Source organism: Lysobacter oryzae DSM 21044, from assembly GCF_059568595.1.
Genome location: NZ_JCANTQ010000009.1, coordinates 428849 through 447076, shown reverse-complemented (window position 1 = coordinate 447076; position 18228 = coordinate 428849). Strand labels below are relative to the sequence as shown.

Annotated in this window: 21 protein-coding genes; 14 read left to right on the top strand and 7 right to left on the bottom strand. The window is 70.4% G+C overall.

Annotated features, from left to right (window positions below):
• Positions 1-149: 149 nt before the first annotated feature.
• The 4 genes from ahpF (at position 150) to BP05_RS05800 (ending at position 3744) form a co-directional block, all read left to right on the top strand.
• Complete coding sequence (gene ahpF, locus BP05_RS05815; RefSeq protein WP_496361401.1) at positions 150-1733, top strand: alkyl hydroperoxide reductase subunit F; 1584 nt, start codon at positions 150-152, stop codon at positions 1731-1733.
• Positions 1734-1794: 61 nt separating this feature from the next.
• A complete protein-coding gene (gene oxyR, locus BP05_RS05810; protein ID WP_496361399.1) occupies positions 1795-2742 on the top strand; it encodes a DNA-binding transcriptional regulator OxyR in 948 nt (315 codons plus the stop codon).
• Complete coding sequence (locus BP05_RS05805; protein ID WP_496361397.1) at positions 2739-3431, top strand: hypothetical protein; 693 nt, start codon at positions 2739-2741, stop codon at positions 3429-3431. Before oxyR ends, BP05_RS05805 begins: the two co-directional genes overlap by 4 nt.
• Positions 3432-3438: 7 nt before the next feature.
• Positions 3439-3744 (top strand): hypothetical protein, encoded by a 306-nt coding sequence (locus BP05_RS05800; protein WP_496361395.1) that lies wholly within the window; start codon positions 3439-3441, stop codon positions 3742-3744.
• A 26-nt stretch (positions 3745-3770) separates the two neighbouring features.
• Here the strand turns inward: BP05_RS05800 and BP05_RS05795 are convergent, their stop codons facing one another.
• The 4 genes from BP05_RS05795 to BP05_RS05780 form a co-directional block, all read right to left on the bottom strand.
• On the bottom strand, positions 3771-4685 hold the full coding sequence (locus BP05_RS05795; RefSeq protein WP_496361394.1) for a DMT family transporter: 915 nt from the start codon (positions 4683-4685) through the stop codon (positions 3771-3773).
• Entirely contained in the window at positions 4682-5341 is a 660-nt protein-coding gene (locus BP05_RS05790) for a glutathione S-transferase family protein (protein WP_496361392.1), read from the bottom strand. Before BP05_RS05790 ends, BP05_RS05795 begins: the two co-directional genes overlap by 4 nt.
• A 130-nt stretch (positions 5342-5471) precedes the next feature.
• A complete protein-coding gene (locus BP05_RS05785) occupies positions 5472-5735 on the bottom strand; it encodes a putative signal transducing protein (RefSeq protein WP_496361390.1) in 264 nt (87 codons plus the stop codon).
• 40 nt (positions 5736-5775) lie between these two features.
• Complete coding sequence (locus BP05_RS05780; protein ID WP_496361388.1) at positions 5776-6294, bottom strand: adenine phosphoribosyltransferase; 519 nt, start codon at positions 6292-6294, stop codon at positions 5776-5778.
• 62 nt (positions 6295-6356) lie between these two features.
• Here BP05_RS05780 and BP05_RS05775 point away from each other — a divergent pair, with 62 nt between their 5' ends.
• The 6 genes from BP05_RS05775 to BP05_RS05750 all read left to right on the top strand — a co-directional run bounded on the left by BP05_RS05775 (position 6357) and on the right by BP05_RS05750 (position 11771).
• Positions 6357-6683, top strand: coding sequence for a hypothetical protein (locus tag BP05_RS05775; protein WP_496361386.1), 327 nt, complete (start codon positions 6357-6359; stop codon positions 6681-6683).
• 241 nt (positions 6684-6924) lie between these two features.
• Positions 6925-8670, top strand: a complete 1746-nt coding sequence (locus BP05_RS05770) for a glutamine--tRNA ligase/YqeY domain fusion protein (RefSeq protein WP_496361384.1) — start codon at positions 6925-6927, stop codon at positions 8668-8670.
• 201 nt (positions 8671-8871) lie between these two features.
• Entirely contained in the window at positions 8872-9165 is a 294-nt protein-coding gene (locus BP05_RS05765; RefSeq protein WP_496361525.1) for a hypothetical protein, read from the top strand.
• A complete protein-coding gene (locus BP05_RS05760; RefSeq protein WP_496361382.1) occupies positions 9165-9740 on the top strand; it encodes a nucleoside deaminase in 576 nt (191 codons plus the stop codon). The genes BP05_RS05765 and BP05_RS05760 overlap by 1 nt, the downstream gene beginning before the upstream one ends.
• Complete coding sequence (gene rlmM / locus BP05_RS05755; protein WP_496361380.1) at positions 9740-10816, top strand: 23S rRNA (cytidine(2498)-2'-O)-methyltransferase RlmM; 1077 nt, start codon at positions 9740-9742, stop codon at positions 10814-10816. The genes BP05_RS05760 and rlmM overlap by 1 nt, the downstream gene beginning before the upstream one ends.
• 124 nt (positions 10817-10940) lie before the next feature.
• Positions 10941-11771 (top strand): EF-hand domain-containing protein, encoded by an 831-nt coding sequence (locus BP05_RS05750; RefSeq protein ID WP_496361379.1) that lies wholly within the window; start codon positions 10941-10943, stop codon positions 11769-11771.
• 84 nt (positions 11772-11855) lie between these two features.
• Here BP05_RS05750 and BP05_RS05745 read toward each other — a convergent pair whose 3' ends face one another.
• Both BP05_RS05745 and ubiH read right to left on the bottom strand, forming a co-directional pair.
• A complete protein-coding gene (locus BP05_RS05745; protein WP_496361377.1) occupies positions 11856-13040 on the bottom strand; it encodes an FAD-dependent oxidoreductase in 1185 nt (394 codons plus the stop codon).
• Positions 13037-14332 carry a 2-octaprenyl-6-methoxyphenyl hydroxylase gene (ubiH, locus tag BP05_RS05740; protein ID WP_496361375.1) on the bottom strand — a complete coding sequence of 432 codons (1296 nt, stop codon included), beginning with the start codon at positions 14330-14332 and terminating at the stop codon, positions 13037-13039. Before ubiH ends, BP05_RS05745 begins: the two co-directional genes overlap by 4 nt.
• Positions 14333-14385: 53 nt before the next feature.
• Here ubiH and BP05_RS05735 point away from each other — a divergent pair, with 53 nt between their 5' ends.
• The 3 genes from BP05_RS05735 (at position 14386) to BP05_RS05725 (ending at position 16592) form a co-directional block, all read left to right on the top strand.
• Entirely contained in the window at positions 14386-14955 is a 570-nt protein-coding gene (locus BP05_RS05735) for a DUF6580 family putative transport protein (protein ID WP_496361373.1), read from the top strand.
• 19 nt (positions 14956-14974) lie between these two features.
• Complete coding sequence (locus BP05_RS05730; RefSeq protein WP_496361371.1) at positions 14975-15544, top strand: cob(I)yrinic acid a,c-diamide adenosyltransferase; 570 nt, start codon at positions 14975-14977, stop codon at positions 15542-15544.
• A gap of 118 nt (positions 15545-15662) precedes the next feature.
• Positions 15663-16592, top strand: coding sequence for a histone deacetylase family protein (locus BP05_RS05725; protein WP_496361369.1), 930 nt, complete (start codon positions 15663-15665; stop codon positions 16590-16592).
• 180 nt (positions 16593-16772) lie between these two features.
• Here the strand turns inward: BP05_RS05725 and BP05_RS05720 are convergent, their stop codons facing one another.
• The gene (locus BP05_RS05720) at positions 16773-17159 is read right to left on the bottom strand and encodes a hypothetical protein (RefSeq protein WP_496361368.1); all 387 of its coding nucleotides are present in this window, start codon (positions 17157-17159) and stop codon (positions 16773-16775) included.
• Positions 17160-17338: 179 nt separating this feature from the next.
• Between BP05_RS05720 and BP05_RS05715 the strand changes: the two genes are divergently transcribed.
• Positions 17339-18118 (top strand): hypothetical protein, encoded by a 780-nt coding sequence (locus BP05_RS05715; RefSeq protein WP_496361366.1) that lies wholly within the window; start codon positions 17339-17341, stop codon positions 18116-18118.
• Positions 18119-18228: the final 110 nt, after the last annotated feature.

Below are 18228 nucleotides of genomic sequence, written 5' to 3'. Positions count from 1 at the left end.
CGAGCGGCCCGTACACGCCGCGCGCCCTCGGGCCTCCCTCTCCCCGGCCCGGGCCGCTCCTTCAAGCATCCGTTCCGATGCATTCCTGCCGCGCCGCGCCCTGCGCCGGCTGCGCCTCCCCCATCCCACCTGGCCATCGTGGAGTTCCCATGCTCGATGCAGACCTGAAGACCCAACTGCAGGCGTACCTGGCCCGCGTGCAGCAACCGATCGAGCTGGTCGCCTCGCTCGACGACGGCGAGGCCTCGCGCGAGCTCGAAGCCCTGCTGCAGGACATCGCATCGATGTCCGACAAGATCGGCTACCGCCGCGACGACCGCGAAGCGCGCAAGCCGTCGTTCGCGATCGCGCGCACCGGGACCGACATCGAGGTGCGCTTCGCCGCCATTCCGCTCGGCCACGAGTTCACCTCGCTGGTGCTGGCGCTGCTCCAGGTCGGCGGCCACCCGCCGAAGATCGAGGAGGCGCTCGCCCACCAGGTGCGCGAGCTGCAGGGTGAGTTCTTCTTCGAGACCTTCATGTCGCTCTCGTGCCAGAGCTGCCCGGACACGGTGCAGGCACTGAACCTGATGAGCGTGCTGAACCCCAACATCCGCCACGTCGCCATCGACGGCGCGCTGTACCAGGACGAGGTACAGGCGCGCGAGGTGATGTCGGTGCCGACCGTGCTGCTCAACGGCGAGCTGTTTGAAGTCGGCCGGATGACGGTGGAACAGGTCCTGGCGAAGCTGGACACGGGCGCCGCCGCGCGCCAGGCCGAGCAGCTCGCGAAGAAGGAAGCGTTCGACATGCTCATCGTCGGCGGCGGCCCGGCCGGCGCGGCGGCGGCGATCTACGCCGCGCGCAAGGGCATCCGCACCGGCATCGCCGCCGAGCGCTTCGGTGGCCAGGTGCTCGACACCATGGCGATCGAGAACTTCATCTCGGTGTCCTACACCGAGGGCCCGAAGCTCGCGGTGGCGCTGGAGCAGCACGTGCGCGACTACGAGGTCGACGTGATGAACCTGCAGCGCGCGAGCAGGCTGGTTCCGGCGAAGGCGCCCGGCGGCCTGATCGAAGTGCAGCTGGAAAGCGGCGCCTCGCTGAAGGCGAAGTCGGTGGTCCTCGCCACCGGCGCACGCTGGCGGCAGATGAACGTGCCGGGCGAGGACCAGTACCGCAACAAGGGCGTGGCGTATTGCCCGCACTGCGATGGCCCGCTGTTCAAGGGCAAGCGCGTGGCGGTGATCGGCGGCGGCAACTCGGGCGTCGAGGCGGCGATCGACCTCGCCGGCATCGTCGCGCATGTCACCCTGATCGAGTTCGACAGCAAGCTGCGCGCCGACGAAGTCCTGCAGCGCAAGCTGCGCAGCCTTCCCAACGTCGACATCGTCGTCGGCGGGCAGACCACGCAGGTACTCGGCGACGGCAACAAGGTCACCGGCCTGGCCTACACCGACCGCAGCAGCGGCCGCTCGCACACGCTCGAGCTCGAAGGCATCTTCGTGCAGATCGGCCTGCTGCCCAACACCGAATGGCTGAAGGGCGCGGTCGATCTGTCGCCGCGCGGCGAGATCCTCATCGACGACCGCGGCGCGACCTCGCTGCCGGGCGTGTTCGCCGCGGGCGACGCCACCACCGTGCCGTACAAGCAGATCGTGATCGCGATGGGCGCGGGCTCGACCGCGGCGCTGAGCGCGTTCGACCACCTGATCCGCACGTCGGCGCCGGCCGAGCAGCAGGCCGCGGCCTGACCGCGCGGAGCCGGCAACCCCGGGTGCGGCCGGCAGCCGTACCCGGGCTACCATCGCCCGCATGAACCTGCGCGACCTCAAGTACCTCGTCGCCCTCGCCGACCACAAGCATTTCGGCCGCGCGGCCGCGGCCAGCTTCGTCAGCCAGCCGACGCTGTCCACGCAGATCCGCAAGCTCGAGGACGAACTCGGCGTCGCGCTGGTCGAACGCGCGCCGCGCAAGGTCATGCTCACGCCGGTGGGACGCGAGATCGCCGAGCGCGCGCGCAAGGTGATCAGCGATGTCGAGCAGATGACCCAGATCGCGCGGCGCAGCCAGGACCCGGAAGCGGGCACCGTGCGGCTCGGCCTGTTCCCCACCCTCGGCCCGTACCTGCTGCCGCACGTGGTGCCCGGCCTGCGCAAGCGCTTCCCGCGCCTGGAACTGCTGCTGGTCGAGGAGAAAACCGACCAGATCCTCGCCCGCCTGCGCGATGGCCGCCTCGACGCCGGCCTGCTCGCGCTGCCGATCCATGACGACCAGCTGCACGTCGAGCCGCTGTTCGACGAACCCTTCCTGCTGGCCGTGCCGCAGCAGCATGCCTTCGCCAGGCAATCGTCGCTGGTGGTCGACGACCTCGACGACCAGCACCTGCTGCTGCTCGAGGAAGGCCATTGCCTGCGCGACCAGGCGCTCGATGTCTGCCGCATGGCCGGCGCCGACGAGCGCGATGGCTTCCGCGCCACGTCGCTGGAAACGCTGCGGCAGATGGTCGCCGCCGGCGTCGGCATCACCCTGCTGCCGGTGCTGGCGGTGCAGCCGCCGGTGCCGGCCTCGCCCGACATCCACCTGTTGCCGTTCCGCGGCGAAGCGCCGCATCGCGAGATCGCGATGGTGTGGCGGCGCAGTTCGGCGATGGGCGATTTCCTGCAGCAGCTCGCCGCGGAACTGCGCAGCCTGCCCAAGTCGCTGCTGAAGCCGCCGACGCCGACTGTCGCGCGTGCCCGCAGGAGCGCAGGCAAGTCATGAACGGGCGCGCGTGGCTGGCGCTGGTGCTGGTCGTCGCGGGCATCGGCTGGTGGTACTCACCGGTTTCGCCGCGCATGCCGCATGTCCCTGCACGCGTGGACGCCGGCACCGCGGTGGCGCCCGCGGCGGGAGCCCGCGCATCCGTCAAGTCCGCGCCCATCGCCTGCACGCTGCCGCCGCGCGTGGCCGCCTTCGCCGCGCCATTGCAGACCAGCGTGCCCGCAGCGCTCGGCACCTTCCGGCTGCCGGCCGCCACGTTGCAGCCGCTGGCCGGTTTCAGCATCGACGCCCGCGTGCTGTCGCGCCGCGACTACCGGTCCGATCGCGAAGCGCAGCTCGCGCCGGTCGATCTCGCCCTGGGCTGGGGCCGCATGCGCGACGACGCCGTGCTGTCGCGCCTGACCATCACCCAGTCCGCGCGCTGGTACCGCTATCGCTACGGCGGCGAGCCCCCGATCCCGCAGGCGGAGATCGACCGCTCCGCGGCGAACATGCACCTGATCCCTGGCAACGCGGCCATCGCATCCGCGCTGCGGGACGTGCAAGCCGGCCAGCGGGTGCGCATCGACGGCTGGCTGGTGGAGGCGCAGGCCGGCGATGGCTGGCGCTGGCGCAGCTCGCTCACGCGCGAGGACGTCGGTGCCGGCGCGTGCGAACTGGTGTATGTGTGCGCGATCACCCGCCTCTAGCGCCGCCATGACCATCGACAGCCATCGCCAACTGCTCCTGCTGCTCCGCTTCGGCCTGCTGTTCGGCGGGGGACTGGTGCTGTACCTGACCCAGCCGCCGGGGCTGTGGGGGCTGGCGGCGTTCATCGCGCTGGGCGTCATGGTGTTCGTGGGCGCCACCGCGATCGCGATGCGCATTCCCGCGCGCTGTGCCCAGCCTGGATGCCGCGGGCGTGCGCACCTCACGCGCCTCCAGGACCACCACTGGTACGTCTGCAGCGCGTGCGGCGATCGCCGGGATGGCGGCTCGCAGCAGGACGGGACGGATCCGTAAGGGCGGTCCATCGCCCGGCCCGAGGTTCAGGCCGTCGCGGATTCCGCCGCCGGCCGGCGCGTGCCGCGCACCAGGCCGAGGAAGATGCCGGCCAAGGACAAGGCCAGGCCCAGCATGCCCACCGGCCCCAGGCGCGTGCCGAACAGCAGCGCATCCCACACGTACGACAGCAGGGGCTGCAGCAGCAGGCACAGGCCGAGCACGCCCGCCGGCAGCTTCGGCATCACCCGCCCGATCACCAGCCAGCCGAAAACCTGCGCGATCAGCGCGTAGGCCAGCAACGCGGCCCAGTCGGTGCCGCTGCGCGGCGCCAGGGATTCGCCGCCAAGCAGGCTCAACGGCAGCAGCAGCGCCGCGGTCAGCACGCACAGCCACCACAGCAGCGCCTCGTTGGCCACGTGCGCGCGCTGCGCCTGCGCGGCGCGGAACGCGATCAGGAAGCCGCCGTACGCGACCGCGGTGCCGAGGCCGAACGCGATGCCGATGCGGAAGCGCGCATCGAAGCCGGCCCAGCCCGGCGCCAGCAGCAGGGTGAGTCCCGCCAGCGCCATCAGCAGGCCGACCCACAGCCGCCAGCCGCCACGTTCGCCGAGCACGAAACTGCCGTAGGCGGCGAGCGCGAACACCTGGAAATTACCGAGCAGCGTCGCCAGCCCGACGCCGACGTAGAGGATGCTCCGGTGCCACATCCACAGGTCGGCGGCGAAGAACAGCGCGGCCACGACCAGCAGGCCGAGCACGCGCCGCTCCGGCATCCAGGTGGCGCCCGCGGCGCGGCGGAACCACCACCCCAGCAGCAGCACCGCGGCCAGGCCCATGCGCCAGAACGCCGAGGCCGTCGGCCCGATCGACACCCACTTCACGAATACCGCCGAGGTGCTGATCAGCACCGCGCCGAGCGCCATCCCGGCGAGTGCACCACGCGGGTAGGCGTGGGTCATGCCTGCACCAGGTTGTCGGTGTCGGCGATCCGCTCGGGTTCGGCGTCCGCGGCGGCGCGCCACTCGCGCAGGGCCGGCAGTGCCGTCAGCGCATCGACGTAGCGTTGCGCGTTGGCGTCCATTGCCACGCCGTAGCCGAGGAAGCGCATCGCCACGGGCGCGAACATCGCATCGACGATGCCGAAACCGCCGCAGAGGAAGTCCCCGTTCGCGGCGAAGTCGGCGCGCAACTCCCGCCACAGTGCCTGGATCCGATCCATGTCGGCCTGCGCGTGGGCGTCCCAGCGGTAGGCGTCGGGGCGACGCCGGCAGTTCATCGGCAGCTGCGTGCGCAGCGCGCGGAAACCCGAGTGCATCTCCATGGCGGCCGCGCGCGCCCGGGCGCGGGTGCGCACGTCGCCGGGCCAGCCGCGGCCGTCGAGCCAGCGTTCGTTGGCGTACTCGCAGATCGCCAGCGAGTCGGGCACCACCAGGCCGTCGTCGTGCAGCACCGGCACGGTGCGCGTGGGCGACCATTGGCCGATCTGCGCATGGAACTCCGGCGTGTCCAGGTTCAGGCGCAGCTCGTCGAAGGCGACGCCGAAGTGCCGCAGCAGCAACCACGGCCGCAGCGACCACGACGAGTAGTTCTTGTTGCCGATCACGAGCAGGGGCATGACGCGCGGGTCCTGGGGCGGGTGCGGGACCGGCATTGTGGCGCGGCCGGCGGCGCGCGGCGTGGACGCGCATGCAACGAAGCCATCGCGATCGCGATGAGGAGACGGTCGCACGACCGGCGCAGCGGGTTTACGCGGGCAGCCAGCCGTCGGCGCCGAGCTCGTCGTCCTCCGGCGCCGGCGCTTCGCCCAGCGGCAAGGCCAGGACGATCTCGCGCGCCTGCGGCCACGCCACGTCCGGCACGCACACCGCAATCACCCCGAACAACGGCAGCTCGCCCATGCCGCCGAGCAACTGCTCACCGCGCAGGAATGCCGGTATCTCCGCCGCTTCCAGCGCATGCCGGACCAGGTGGGCGTCGATCAGGTTGGCGGCTTCGTAGACGACTTTCATCGCAGGCTCCGGCGCTCGGGTCGCGGATCCAGCATACGCCTCAGCAATGCAGCAGCGCGCGCAGGGGGATGGCGCTGGGCCAGCGCGCGCGGCCCGACAATGCATCGATCTCGATCACCACCCCCGCGCCCACCACCTCGGCGCCGATCGCCTCGAGCAGCCGGCGTCCCGCATCCAGGGTGCCGCCCGTGGCCAGCACGTCGTCCACCAGCAAGACGCGCGCTCCCTTCTTCAGGCCCTGCGCGCCGATCTCCAGGCGCGCGCTGCCGTACTCCAGGTCGTAGTCCACGCCGATGGTCGGCGGCGGCAGCTTGCCGACCTTGCGCAGCGGCACGAAGCCGGTCTGCATCGCCAGGGCCATGGCCGCACCGAAGATGAAGCCGCGCGACTCGATCCCGCAGATGGCATCGAGGGGCGTGTCCTTCCAAGGCGCCGCCAGCGCGGTGATGCAGGCGGCGAACCCGGCGGGGTCGGCCAGCAGCGGCCCGATGTCCTTGAACACCACGCCGGGCTTGGGGAAGTCGGGAACGTCGCGGATCAGGGTCAGCAGGTTGGCCATGGGCCCAGCTTACGTTGGATGCCGGCAGCCGCGCCGCTCGCACGCGAGTGGGTGGCCGGCGCTTGGGCGCCTGGTTGCCACGGGCGGGCGAGTGGAATTCACTCGGCCGCGACTGGATTTCACTGGCGCAAGAGTGGATTCCACTCGCCCACGAGTGGATTGCACTCGCCCACGAGTGGATTGCACTCGCCCACGAGTGGATTTCACTGGTGCACCGGTGGTCGCCAGTCGAGCGCGAGTGGATTTCACTGACCGGCGAGCGGATCTCACCCGGCCGCGAGCGGATTGCACTCGCCCGCGAGTGGATTGCACTGGCACACCGGTGGTCTTCAGTCGACCGCGAGTGGATTTCACTGGCCGGCGAGCGGATTTCACCCGGCCGCGAGTAGTCTTCACTGGCGCGCGAGCAAATGCCGCTCGACCGCAAGTGGGTTTCACTGGCGCGCGAGCGAATTCCACCGGACCGCGGGCAATTTCCACTGGCCCGGCCCTGGCTTCTCCTCGCCCACGACCGGATGCGGCTCCCGGCGGGCAGATCCGGCCCATGCCCGGCCCGCCCGGCATCCGGCGGAAACCTCCCCGAGCCCCAGCGGCTAAACTGCGCGTTCTCCCTCGCTGCCTTCGTCCTGCATGTCCGCCACGCCCGCTCCCGCCGTCCCCGCCACCCCGGAGAAGAACGACTTCATCCGGCAGATCGTTCGCGAGGACCTCGCCAGCGGCAAGCATGCGGCGATCAAGACCCGCTTCCCGCCCGAGCCCAACGGCTACCTGCACATCGGCCACGCCAAGGCGATCTGCCTGGACTTCGGCGTCGCCCGCGAGTTCGGCGGCGAGTGCAACCTGCGCCTGGACGACACCAACCCGGCCAAGGAAGACCCCGAGTACGTCCGCGCGATCCAGGACGACGTGCGCTGGCTCGGCTTCGAGTGGCACGACCTGCGCCACGCCTCCGACTACTTCGAGGTGCTGTACCTGGCCGGCGAGAAGCTGATCCGCCAGGGCGACGCCTTCGTCTGCGACCTCAGCGCCGAGCAGGTGCGCGAGTACCGCGGCACCCTCACCGAGCCGGGCCGCAATTCGCCTTACCGCGAGCGTTCCGTCGAGGAGAACCTCGACCTGTTCCGGCGCATGCGCGCCGGCGAGTTCCCGGACGGCGCGCGCACCCTGCGCGCCAAGATCGACATGGCCAGCGGCAACATCAACCTGCGCGATCCGGCGCTGTACCGGATCAAGCACGTCGAGCACCAGAACACCGGCAACGACTGGCCGATCTACCCGATGTACGACTACGCGCATTCGCTGAGCGACGCGGTCGAAGGCATCACCCACTCGCTGTGCACGCTCGAGTTCGAGGACCATCGCCCGCTGTACGACTGGTGCGTGGACAAGGTCGACCTCGCCCATTCGCCGGAACTGGTCGCGCCGCTGACCTCCAGGGGCCTGCCGTTCGAGGCCAGCAAGCCGCGCCAGATCGAGTTCTCGCGCCTGAACTTCAACTTCCTGGTGATGAGCAAGCGCAAGCTGCTGGCGATGGTCACCGAAGGCCTGGTCGACGGCTGGAACGATCCGCGCATGCCGACCCTGCAGGGCATCCGCCGCCGCGGCTACACGCCGTCGGCGCTGCGCCTGATGGTCGACCGCGTCGGCATCAGCAAGCAGAACTCGCTGCTGGACATCTCGATCCTCGAGGGCGCGCTGCGCGACGACCTCGACGCGCACGCGCCGCGGCGCATGGCCGTGATCGATCCGCTCAAGCTGGTGCTGACCAACCTGGGCGAATCGCACGAGGAATCGCTGACCTTCTCCAACCATCCCAAGGACGCTTTGCTGGGCGAGCGCCAGGTGCCGTTCGCGCGCGAGCTGTGGATCGAGCGCGAGGACTTCGAGGAAGTGCCGCCGCCGGGCTTCAAGCGCCTGACCGTGGGCGGCGACGTGCGCCTGCGTGGCGCCGGCATCATCCGTTGCGATGAAGCGGTCAAGGACGCGAGTGGCAAGGTGGTCGAACTGCGCTGCACGCTCGATCCGGATTCGCGTCCCGGCATGGAAGGCGCCAACCGCAAGGTCAAGGGCACCATCCACTGGGTCAGTGCGAAGCATGCGGTCGCCGCGGAAGTGCGCCTGTACGACCGCCTGTTCGTCGTCGCCGATCCGGACAACGAGGAAGGCGGCAAGACCTACAAGGACTACATGAACCCGGATTCGCGCCGCGTCGTCACCGGCTATGTCGAGCCGGCGGCCGCGCAGGCCGCGCCGGAGCAATCGTTCCAGTTCGAGCGCATCGGCTATTTCGTCGCCGACCGCTATGACCATAGCCCCGCGCGGCCGGTGTTCAACCGCAGCGTGACGCTGCGTGATACCTGGTCGGGCAAAGCCTGAGGAGCAGCACCCATGCGCATGCCGGACACCATTCGCCGCACCCTCCGTATCGCTACGTTCGCGCTCGCAGTGGGCGTCCTCGCCGCCTGCGCGGCCCCGGCCCCGAACGGCGACGCACAGGCCAAGGCCGACGCGCCGTCGTCCGTTGCCAAGCCGGCACCGGCGCAGGCGCAGCCGACGCCGGCGGCGCCGAAGGAAACCATGCGCACCGGCGGCCCGCTGCCGCCGGAGCCGAGGGACGAACTGCCGGGCAGCAAGCCGGGCATCGTCGACACCAGTTGCCGCACCGATGCCGACTGCGCGGTGAAGAACGTCGGCAGTTGCTGCGGCTACCAGCCGGCCTGCGTCAACGTCAACAGCCCGACCGACCCGAAGGGCGTGCAGGCCGAATGCGCGAAGAAGGGCATGTCATCGGTGTGCGGCTTCCCGGAAATCTCGTCCTGCAGCTGCAAGCAGGGCCGCTGCGAGGCCGCCGCCGGCGGACAGCTGCAGTAATGCTCTACGCCCAGGTCCATCTCACCTTGCCGGCGTGGGTGCACGACAGCGTCGACACCGCGCGCACGTATGCCAGCGATGACGACAAGGTCGCGCTCGCGATCGAGCTGTCGCGCGTCAACGTCGAGGAAAGAAGCGGCGGACCCTTCGGCGCCGCCGTGTTCGGGCCCGACGATCGCCTGATCGCCATCGGCGTCAACCGCGTGCTGCCGCATTCGTGTTCGGTCGCGCACGCCGAGATGATGGCGTACATGCTGGCGCAGCTGCGCACCCAGCGACCGCGCCTCAATCGCGACGCCGACGATGCGCCGATCGGCCCGATCACGCTGGCCACCTCGTCGCAGCCGTGCTGCCAGTGCTACGGCGCCACGGTCTGGGCCGGCATCGACCGCCTGCTGATCGGCGCGCGCAGCGAGGACGTCGAGGAACTCACCGAATTCGACGAAGGCCCGCTGCCCGCGGACTGGGTGGGCGAACTCGAGCGCCGCGGCATCGTGGTCACCCGCGACGTGCTGCGCGACGAGGCGCGCGCGGTGCTGCGCGGCTACGGCGAAGCGGGCGGCGAACGCTACTGATGCCGGCCGACGCGCAGTCCCCGGATGGCCTGTTCTGCTGGTGCCGCGCCGGATTCGAGCCGGAACTGGCGGGCGAACTCACCGAACGCGCGGCGCTCGCCGGGGTGCCCGGCTACGCGCGCACCGCGCGCAACAGCGGCTACGTCGAATTCTTCAGCGACGAGGCCGAAACGCTGTCGCGCGCCCTGCCCTTCGCCGGCCTGATCTTCGCGCGGCAGAAGCTGCTGCGCCTGGCCGAGCTGCGCGGGATCGACCCGAAGGACCGAATCGCCCCGATCCTCGCCGCGCTCGATGCACTGCCGCGGCGGCTGTTCGGCGAGCTGTGGGTGGAGCATCCCGATTCCGATGAAGGCAAGCCGCTCGCCGGCCTCGCCCGCAGTTTCGGCAACGCGTTGCGCCCGGCGCTGCGCAAGGCCGGATGGCTTGCGCGCGAGGACGATGCGACCCGCCCGCGCCTGCATGTGCTGTTCCTCGCCGGCGACCACATCGTGCTCGCCCAGGGCGATCCGCACGACGGTTCGCTCTGGCCGCTGGGCATCCCGCGCCTGCGCATGCATCCGGACGCGCCCAGCCGTTCCGCACTCAAGCTCGACGAAGCCCTGCTCACCCTGCTCACCGACGCGGAGCGCTCACGCCTGCTGCGCGAAGGCATGCGCGCCACCGACCTGGGCGCCGCGCCCGGTGGCTGGACCTGGGTGCTGGTGCGCAACGGCCTGCATGTCACCTCGGTCGACAACGGCCCGCTGCGCCAGCAACTGCTCGACAGCGGCCGCGTCGACCACCTGCGCGCCGACGGCTTCCATTGGCAACCCAAGGCAGCGCTGGACTGGATGGTGTGCGACATGGTCGAACAGCCGCGCCGCGTCGCCGAGCGCATGGCCACTTGGCTGCGCGAAGGCTGGTGCCGCCACACCATCTTCAACCTCAAGCTGCCGATGAAGAAGCGCTGGGAAGAGACCCGGCTGTGCCTGCAGCTGTTCGAGCAGCAGGCGCAGAAGCCGCTGCAGGTGCGTGCGCGCCAGTTGTTCCACGACCGCGAGGAAATCACCGTCTTCGCCACCTCGCAGCGTGAATGAAGGCGCGGCGCTGACGCGTTGCTCACATGCATGAACGCAAGGTCGCCTGCGCGCACTTCATTGACGCGTGATTGACTGATGCAGGACTAGCGTGCGGCCCGGAAAACCCCTTCCGGAGCCCGTCATGAAGCATCGTCATCATCTCCTCCTGCTCGCCCTGATCGCCGCGCTCGGCGTTGGCGGCTCCGCGTTCGCGCAGTCGACCGCCCCGGCCAAGCAGACGGCCGAGGACAAGGCCACCACCGCCACCGACGAGGCGCAGGCCGCGCGCACGAGCGCCAAGTCCGCACAGGCGGCCGCGCAGACCGCGGCCCAGGTGCGCGATGCCGGTGCGGCCACGGCCAGTGGCGCGGTCGCCGCGGACGCGCATGCACACGCCGCGCATGAGTCGTCCGTGAGCGCCAATGCCGCCGCCAACGAAGCGGTCACGGCGGCGCAACAGGCGCAGGGCGCCGCGAGCGTGGCCGAAGGAGGCACGAACCCGGTGGCTGCGGCCGCCGAGGCGCAGGCCGCCGCGCGCACCGCGAGCAAGGCCAGCGCGAAGGCCGCCGACGCGAGCGCGCGGGCACAGGACGCCGCCGCGGCCACGGCCGAGGCGGCGGCACCTCCGCCGCCCACCCCGGAACCGGCGACCCCGGCCGAGCCGGAGGCGACGGCCATGACCAGCAACGACGCTTCGGCGGCGATGCAGACGACCACGACGGGCATGGCCACCAGCGCGCGCGCCTCCACTGCGGTGCTGCCGACGGCCAACGTCACCGTCACCTCGCATCCGGGCGATCCGATCGCGGCGGGCTACCGCCCCGAATTCCGCGCGCTGGATGTCGACCAGGACGGCGTGCTCTCGCGTCGCGAAGCCGCGCGCAACGCCAAGGTCCAGCAGCAGTTCGCCGCGCTGGATACCGACCACGACGGCAAGCTGTCGCGCACGGAAACGGAAAGCGTGGTCAATTGATCCGGCTGGCTTGATCCCGCAGCGAAAACGCGAACGCCCCGCTTGTAGCGGGGCGTTTGCTGTCACGCGGCGCTCCGGCCGCGGTCACAACCCAGCGGCGCGCCGCCAGAACGCATGCCGCAGCGGCGGTAGCTTGCCCACCAGCCCCAGCAACGGCCCGCGCGCCAGGGTCGCGAGCAGGTGGTCGTTGGAGAACAGGCGATTGAGGCTGTCGAAGGAATATGCCGCCAGCGCATTCTCGCTGCGGCGAGCGCGCGCCCAGCGCGCCAATGGCGCGGCGGCGCCGGGATCGCGGCCAGCCGCGCGCTGCCGTTGCAGCACCGCGCGCAGCGCCGCGACATCGCGCAGGCCGAGGTTGACGCCTTGCCCGGCCAGCGGATGCACCACGTGCGCGGCGTCGCCGATCACCGCGACACGCCCGGCCACGTGCGCCTGCGCGAGCTGGCGGCGCAACGGGAACGCGACCCGCCTGGACACCGCGGTGAGCGCGCCCAGCGTGCCCGCAAACGTGAGGTGCAGTTCGCGCAGGAAATCCGCCTCGTCCGCCTGCAGCAGCCGCGTGGCCTCGGCTTCGGGCAGGGTCCAGACGATCGAGCTGCGATGGCCATCGCCCGCGAAGGGCAGGAATGCCAGAGGTCCGGTGGGCAGGAAGCGCTGCCAGCACGTCGCTTCGTGCGGACGTTCGTGATCCACGAACGCGACCAGGCCGTTCTGTCCGTAATCGTGGGTGTAGGTGTCGATGCCCGCCAAGCCGCGCAGCTTCGAATCGCCGCCATCGGCCGCCAGCGCCAGGCGCGCGCGCAGGCGCGTGCCGTCCTCCAGTTCGAGCGTGGCGTGGCCGGCCTCCTGCTCGAGCGTCGCCAGCTGCGCCGGACAGACCAGGCGCACGCCCGCCGCCGGCAGCGCGTTCCACAGGCGGTCCACGAGCAGCGCGTTCTCGACGATCCAGCCCAGTTCGCGCCGGCCGAACGCATCGGCATCGAAGCGCAGCGCGTCGCCGCCCGCCGCGTCCCACACGCGCATGCCGCGATACGGCTGCGCGCGCGCATCGCGGATCGATGCCCACACGCCCAGGTCGTCGAGCAGCGCGGCGTTGTCCGGTGCGAATGCGTACACGCGCAGGTCGGGCTGGTCGACGCGCCACGGCGCGGGTTCGCGCGCCTCCACCAGTGCGACCTGCCATCCATCCCGCGCCAAGGCGAGCGCCGCGGCGGCGCCGACCACGCCAGCACCGACGATGGCGATATCGATTGCGTCGCGACGGCTCATGCCACCCCCGGGCGCGGCTCGCCGCGGCACAGCGCGGGAACGTCGCCGCGATAACCCATCGCCGCGCCAACCAGGAAGGCCTGCGCGGAAGGCAACCGGTCGGCCGCGACCAGGCCGAGGCTGCGCAGCGGACGCAGCAGCGTCGACTCGTTCGCGGTGAAGCGCGCCAACCCGTCGGAAAAGGCGACCGTGCGTTCGCGATCCTCGCCGCGGCGCTGGGTGTAGCGCGCCAACAGCGCGGCGTCGCCGCAATCCAGGCGCGTGCCGCTGCGGGCGGCATCCCGACGCCCTTCCTCGATCAGCTCGGCCAGGGTCAACGCATCGCGCAGCCCCAGGTTGAAGCCCTGCGCCCCGATCGGATGGATGGTCTGGGCCGCATTGCCGACCAGCACCGCGCGTGGCGCGGTCAACGCGCGCGCCAGTACCCGCGTGACCGGGTACGCGCTGCGCGGGCCACAGCCGAGGAAGCGGCCGATGCGCCAGCCGAATGCGTCCTGCACGCGGGCGAGGAAGCCGGCGTCGTCGAGCGCGGCGACGGCGTCGGCCTCGTCCCTCGCCACGCCATGCACGAGCCCGAAGCAGCGGTCGCCGCGCGGCAGCAGTGCGGTCGGGCCGTGGGCGCCGAAGCGTTCGTAGGCGGTGCCGTCTGGCGCGCGCTCGCTGCGCAGGCGAGCGACGAACAGGGTCTGCGCGTAGTCGTGCTCGTCCACCGCGATGCCCAGGGCATCGCGCACGCCGCTGCGGGTGCCGTCCGCCGCCACCAGCAGCCTTGCACGCACTACGCGCTCGCCGCTGGCGTCGGCGACGCGGACGCCGCGCGCCTCGGCTCCTGCGTCGACCAGGCCAAGGAAGCGCGCGGGACGGTAGCGGCGCAGGTGCGTCAGCTCCGTCAGCCGGGCTTCCAGCGCCTCGCCGAAGTCACGCGCGATCACCACGCGCCCGAATTCGCTGCGGCCGTACTTCGCCGCATCCAGCACGGTGCGGCCGAAATCGCCGCTGCGGCTGACGTGGATGCGCTGGATCGCCCCGATCGGTGCGCGCAGCTTCTGCATGACGCCAAGCGCGCTCAGCGCATGCAGCGTGGCTTCGGCAAAACTCAGGTTGCGCTCGTCGAACACCGCGGGCAGCGTGCCCGGAGCGGTCGCTTCGACCAGCCCGACATCGAGGCCGAGGCGGTCGAGGGCGATGGCGAGGCTGGCGCCGACCAACCCGCCGCCGATGATGAGTACGTCGTGCGAGGCGTCCTCGCCCGGGGGCGCGGCGGACTGCGGGGACAGGTCGGTCTGGGCCATTGCGCTATGCTAACGGACCTACGGCCGGCACCGGCCCACATCAGTACGCAGCCATGAATCGCACCGCTTCTTCGTTCGCTCCCGGTCCGCTCGTCCTCGGCGCCATGATCCTCGTCGCCGCCCTCACCCGCGTCGCGCCGCACCCGTGGAACTTCTCCCCGGTGGAGGCCATCGCGCTGTTCGGCGGTGCCTACTTCGCGTCGCGCTGGCTGGCCGTGCTGGTGCCGCTTGCGGGGCTGCTGGTGTCGGACCTGGCCTTGTCGCAGATCCATGGCGGCGGCTACGCGACCTACTTCGGCAGCGCGAGCTTCTGGCTGGTGTACGCGTGCATCGCGCTGTCGAGCGTGCTCGGCTTCGGCCTGCGCGGCAAGGTGAACGGCCTGCGCGTGCTCGGGTTTTCGCTGGCCGGGTCGGTGCTGTTCTTCCTCGTGACCAACTTCGGCGCCTGGATCGGCTCGTCGATGTACCCGCAGAACGCCGCCGGCCTGATGGCGGCCTACATCGCCGGCATCCCGTTCTTCCAGGGCACGTTGCTGGGCACGCTGTTCTTCTCCGCGATGCTGTTCGGCGGCTTCAGCCTGCTGCGCCAGCGCATGCCGGTGCTGCGCGCGCAGACCGTCTGACTCCAACGGTTCGAGCGGCGTGGGCAACCGTCTTTCCAAGATCTACACCCGGACCGGTGACGACGGCACCACCGGCCTGGGCGACGGCAGCCGCGTCGCCAAGGATTCCGCGCGCGTCGCCGCCTACGGCACCGTGGACGAGGCCAACTCGTGCATCGGCCTGGTGCTGGCCACCGATATTCCCGATGACGTGCGCGCGCTGCTGGTCTCGGTCCAGCACCAGCTGTTCGACCTCGGTGGCGAGCTGTGCATCCCGGGCCACGCGGCGATCTTCGAAGCGGACATCGAGCGCCTGGAAAAAAGCCTGGATGCCTTCAACGACCCGCTGCCGCCGCTGAAGGACTTCATCCTCCCCGGCGGTGGCGAAGCCGCGGCGCGCTGCCACGTCGCCCGCACCGTGGTGCGCCGGGCGGAGCGCGAAACGGTCACCCTGGCGCGGCACGACGCGGTGCGCGCGGAAGCCGTCCGTTACCTCAACCGCCTGTCCGACCTGCTGTTCGTCCTGGCCCGTGTGCTCGCGCGCGCCAGCGGCCATGGCGAAGTGCTGTGGAATCACGAACGGCGCAAGGGCGCGCCGCCTACAAGCTAGGCGTGCGGCACACCCGCCGCGTCGCCACGCGTGCGCGGACCCGGCGCACGGGAATTCACGGGCGCGACCATCGCGTCGCCGCTACCCTCGTGGTCTCGCTTTCCCACCGGAACCGCCCGTGCAGTTCTACACCCACCCCGCCTGCCTGCTGCACGAGACCGGCACCGGCCATGCCGAACGACCGGCGCGCCTGGAAGCCGTAACCGCGGCGCTGCGAGCGGCCTTCCCGGACGTCCCATGGCTGGAAGCACCGCGCGCCACGCGTGGACAGCTGCTGCGCGTGCACGACGACGGGCTGCTGCGCCTGGTGCTCGACACACCGGTCGCGGATGCGGCGATACCGCTGGATCCCGACACAGTGCTTTCGAAGCATTCGGCCGAGGCCGCGCTGCGCGCCGCCGGCGCCGGCATCGCCGCGGTCGACGCCGTGATCGCGGCGTCGCAGCGGCCTGGATCCGCGCGTCGCGCCTTCTGCGCCGTACGCCCGCCGGGCCACCATGCAACGCCGTCCGTGGCGATGGGCTTCTGCCTGTTCAACAGCATCGCGGTCGCCGCCGCACAGGCGCTCGATGCGCACGGCCTGGCGCGGGTGGCGATCGTCGATTTCGATGTGCACCACGGCAACGGCACCCAGGCGATCTTCGACGGTGACCCGCGCGTGGCGTACCTGAGCTCGCACCAGATGCCCCTGTATCCCGACACGGGTTACGCCAACGAGCGCGGCATCGGCAACGTGGCCAACGCCCCGCTGCGCCCCGGGGCGGGGAGCGAGGCCTTCCGCGCGGCGTGGACGCAGACGCTGTTACCGGTCGTGGATGCATTCCGGCCGCAATTGCTGCTGGTCTCCGCGGGCTTCGATGCGCATCGCCTCGACCCGCTGGCGCAACTGCAGCTGGAGGCCGAGGACTACAGCTGGCTGACCGCGCAACTGGTGGCGCTGGCCGAGAAGCATGCGCAAGGCCGGGTGGTGTCGATGCTGGAAGGCGGTTACGACCTGACGGCGCTGCGCGAATGCAGCGTGGCCCATGTGCGGGCGCTGATGGAGTGAGTCGGCAGCGCGGATAGCGACCTAGGGGCCCGAGGCTGGGCCTCCCCAGCGCGCGGCGGCGCGGTGGGCCAACCGCACGACGATCGTGTGGCGGCGCCAAAAAAAAACTCTCCCCCCGCCTGGGCTGCGGGGAGAGAGCGGGTGTTACGGTAATCGGGACTTTCTGTTCTAGGCGATGACTTAGATCATCGGCGCCGGGGTCGCCGGCATGGCTGCAGCGGCCTTCTTCGGAGCGCGCTTCTTGCTGGCCTTCTTCGCCGGACGCTTGGCAGCCTTCTTGGCGGCCTTCTTCGCGGTCTTCTTGGCAGCCTTCTTGGCCGGACGCTTAGCGACCTTCTTGGTGGCCTTCTTGGCAGCCTTCTTCGCGGTCTTCTTGGCGGCCTTCTTGGCCGGACGCTTCGCTACCTTCTTGGCGGCCTTCTTGGCCGGGCGCTTGGCGGCCTTCTTGGCGACCTTCTTCGCAGCCTTCTTCACGGTCTTCTTGGCGGCCTTCTTGGCGCCAGCCTTCTTGGCGACCTTCTTCGCAGCCTTCTTGGCGGCGGGCTTCTTCTTAGCAGCTTTCTTCATGGCCATGGTATGGCTCCTCGTCAGTTGTGAAACATGCCCCTGAGGGGCGTCGGTCTTTCGGGTTAACAACAGCCCAGTACAAAACCTGCCGCGGGCAAGCCCGCGACCAAACGCCGGTGCGCCGGGCGCACCAAGGCGAATGCATCAACCATCGAAGCCGGCCGGCCCGACCGTGCCCGATGGGTGGACCCGACCACGCGTCCGAGGACGTGCGCCGGGCCCTGGGTGACCGCCCCGCAAACAAAAACCCGATCCGCTGTGGGCGAACCGGGTTGGATGCGGTCACTCGTTTGCGTGTAGGTGAGCTGCGTTTTCGCAAAGGACAGGACACCAACGTCCACCGTTTCATTGTTGCTGGCGGAGGTCCGTTTCTTACCGTGCGTTGTCGCGATCGCTCTACTCACTCTATTCCGCAGGAATCGTCTGCTGGGCGAAACCTAATCACGGTTTTTTGCCATGTCAACAATCCGGCGAAATTTTTTTCCGGGTGCTCCGCCGGGCCGGCCATGGCCGTCGACGGCGATCGCCTTCAGCGAAGCGCATCGCCCGCGCGCACATCGTGTCGGCGCTTCGCAATGCGTTTTCGCAAAGCACATAAAAAAAGGCATTTCACGATTACAGCGAGCGAATGCATCGCACCAGCGCGCTCCACTTCGAATGGCGCGCGAGCGGCCCGCATCGCCGCTCGACGACCGTTTCGGCAATCGTTTCGCGCCGACGACCGGCAGGCCGATTTGGCGTCGCACAAGTCCATTTGCGCGAAAACTGCGCAAACTTTTTCGACCGTCGCCACGATCGCGCAGAGCGGCGGCGCACCCGAAGTTGCGGATGCGGGGTGCGTCGAGCATCCGGCGCGTGCCGCATCGAACGAACCGGAAACCAGGTTCGGCACGTCGGGACGCGGCACCAGCCCGCGGCCCGTGGCGCGCCACCGGGTGAGGCGCGAGAAGACATCGTGATGGTGTGCAACGCGAGCGACTGGGCCAAGGCCGGGTGCGTGGCGCAGAAACGAAGATGCCGGCGCGGTTGCCCGGCCGGCATCACAGGAACATCGGCAACCGCACGGCGT